This is a genomic window from Rudaea sp., assembly GCF_036383415.1.
GTDB lineage: Bacteria > Pseudomonadota > Gammaproteobacteria > Xanthomonadales > Rhodanobacteraceae > Rudaea.
The window spans coordinates 1-1756 of record NZ_DASVOK010000112.1 but is presented as its reverse complement, the minus strand read 5'-3'; the positions used below and the strand labels follow the sequence as shown (position 1 = coordinate 1756).

The following is a 1756-nucleotide window of genomic DNA, read 5'->3' as shown; positions in this document are numbered from 1 at the left end:
GCTGGCCGGCGTCGACCGCGACAAGCTCTTCATCATCGACATCGACCACGACAAGGTGCCGCGCGACGATCGCATGACCGATTTCAAGGGCGCGCCATTTTTGTTCGGCGGCATCTGGGCATTCGGCGGCCGCACGACGTTCGGCGCCAACATGCGCAACTACACCGAGCGCCTGCCGCGCATGGCCGATGCGAACCCGAACATGATCGGCACGGCGGTGTTTGCCGAAGGCATGGACACCAATCCGTTCGCTTTCGACCTGTTCACCGAAATGGCGTGGCGCGATGGCGAAGTCGATGCCGCGCAATGGACGGCGAACTACGTGCAGCGCCGCTACGGTGCGGCCGACGCGCATGCACTGGAGGCCTGGAAGATTCTGCGCGAAACGGCGTACGGCATTGCGCCCGACACGGTCGAGTTCAACAGCGAGCGCGAAGCCGGGCAGGAGTCGCTGTTTGCCGCGCAGCCGAGCCTTGATGCCTTCCAGGCCTCGCATTGGTCGCCGGTCGCGCTGCGCTACGACGCGAAAGCGTTCGCCGTCGCGCTGCCGGAATTGCTGCGGGTGGCGCCGCAGTTGCGCACAAGCGAGACCTATCGCTACGACCTCGTCGACGTCGCGCGCCAGACGCTGGCAAATGAAAGCCGTGTTTTGTTGCCTCGAATCAAGACCGCATTCGCGGCGAAGGATCGCGCGCAGTTCTCTTTCCTGACCCAGCGTTGGCTTGCGCTGATGGACCTGCAGGATCGCCTGCTCTCGACGCAGCACGATTTTCTCGTCGGCGTCTGGCTCGACCGCGTGCGCGGCTGGGCCTCCACGCCCGAGGAACTGCGTCGCCTAGACTACGATGCGCGCTCGATCCTGACCACCTGGGGCGAGCGCAAGGCAAGCGAAGGCGCCGACCTGCACGACTACGGCAACAAGGATTGGGCCGGCCTGACGCGCGATTACTACATGCAGCGCTGGAAAGTATACTTTTTCGGGCTCGACGAGGAATTGCGCACGGGTGTCGCGGCGAAGCCGGTCGATTGGTTCGCGCTCGGTGAGGAATGGAACCGCGGCAGTCAGCGCTACGCTACGCGACCGCAGGGCGATTCTTATGCGCTCGCGGCGGAAACCGCGAAAACGCTCGACCTGTCGGACTGACCGCTCAGCCGCCGAGCGCGGCGATTCGCCGCGACAGCCAGCGTCGTTCCGGCTCGAGCTTTGCCGCGGCGAGGGCGGTGCGGTATTGACTCAGCGCCTCGTCGCGGCGATCGAGGCGCTGCAGCAGATTCGCGCGCGTGGCGGCGAACAGATGGCTGTGCTCGGCGCCGCTGCGCGCGATCAGCGCGGTAAGCAGGTCGAGCGCGTGGGCGGGGCCGTCGACCATCGAGATCGCGGCGATGCGGTTGAGCTCGACGATCGGCGTCGGCTGCAGCCGCGCGAGCACCTCGTATAGCCCCGCGATCTGCCGCCAGTCGGTGTCGGCGGGGTGCGGTGCACGCGCATGCAGCGCGGCGATCGCGGCCTGCACGACGTAGGGGCCGATGCGCTCCTTCGTGCGCAGCGCGCGATCGAGCAAGGCAACGCCCGCGTCGATTTGTACGCCGTTCCAGAGCGAGCGATCCTGGTCCTCAAGCAGCACGATGTCGCCGGTCGCGGTTGTGCGCGATCACCACCTTCATCGAGTGTGAGGTTAACTTGTCAGCATGCCTGAGCTGCCCGAGGTGGAGGCGCTCGCCGCGTACCTGCGCGAGCGGGCCACCGGCCACGCCG

The 1756-nt window shown here is 66.5% G+C and carries 1 protein-coding gene and 1 pseudogene; one reads left to right on the top strand and one right to left on the bottom strand.

Going from position 1 to position 1756, the window contains the following annotated elements:
• Positions 1–1144: alpha-N-acetylglucosaminidase (locus VF497_RS04165; protein ID WP_330886380.1), on the top strand; the 1144-nt coding region annotated here is incomplete at its 5' end.
• Positions 1145–1148: 4 nt separating this feature from the next.
• On the opposite strand, the pseudogene VF497_RS04160 reads toward VF497_RS04165, so the two are convergent.
• Positions 1149–1640 (bottom strand): annotated as a pseudogene (locus VF497_RS04160) (RNA polymerase subunit sigma-24); the annotation flags it as partial.
• Positions 1641–1756: the final 116 nt, after the last annotated feature.